1 protein-coding gene is annotated in these 773 nt (G+C 43.2%); it reads right to left on the bottom strand.

Translation table 11 applies throughout. The features are described from left to right. Positions 1–773 (bottom strand): M3 family metallopeptidase (locus HC175_RS15665; protein WP_168139376.1); only part of this gene is annotated, 773 nt, incomplete at both ends.

The raw sequence follows: 773 nt of genomic DNA on the forward strand, positions 1-773 counted from the left end.
ATTAAAAACTTCTGAAGCAGTGTAGAACAAAGCATCTGTAAGTTTATCAAGTTGTAAATACTGTTTCACTTCGTTTGACTCAAGATCATATTTCTGTTGTCTTACTTTTTCAGCATAATACCTGTAGTCCCAGGGCGCAATGGTGATGTCCTTACCTTCGGCTTTCGCCAATGCCTGCATATCGGCAACTTCCTCTTCAACTCTCGCTAAAGCGGCCGGCCAAACGGCCTCCATAAGTTCCATCGCGTTTTCGGGATTTTTCGCCATGCGGTTCTGTAATCTCCACTGCGCATAATTCTCAAATCCTAACAGTTCAACCCTTTCATCACGCAGTTTCAGGATTTCCTTGATGATGTCCTTGTTATCGTATTCATCGTTGTTGTCACCGCGGGAATAATAGTTTGTCCAGACCTTTTTTCTCAATTCCCTGTTATCTGAATAGGTAAGGAAAGGATCCATGGAAGAGCGGGTGTTCAAAACAGCATATTTTCCTTCCTCCCCACGATCTGCAGCTGCTTTGGCTGCGGCTTTAACAAAGGAATCCGGAAGTCCGCTAAGTTGATCTTCATTAAGAAAAACAACATAATTCTCTTCTTCTGCCAATACATTATTAGAGAAGGTGGTGTAAAGGCGGGAAAGTTCCTGATTGATCTCTGCGTATCTTTTTTTATCGGCTTCATTAAGATCGGCACCTTCCATTGCGAAATCTTCGTAGATAAGCTGCACGGCTCTTTGTTCCTGAGGTGGTAAGGGGTCTTTCTGAGATTGCTCGT

Source organism: Salinimicrobium oceani (assembly GCF_012037645.1).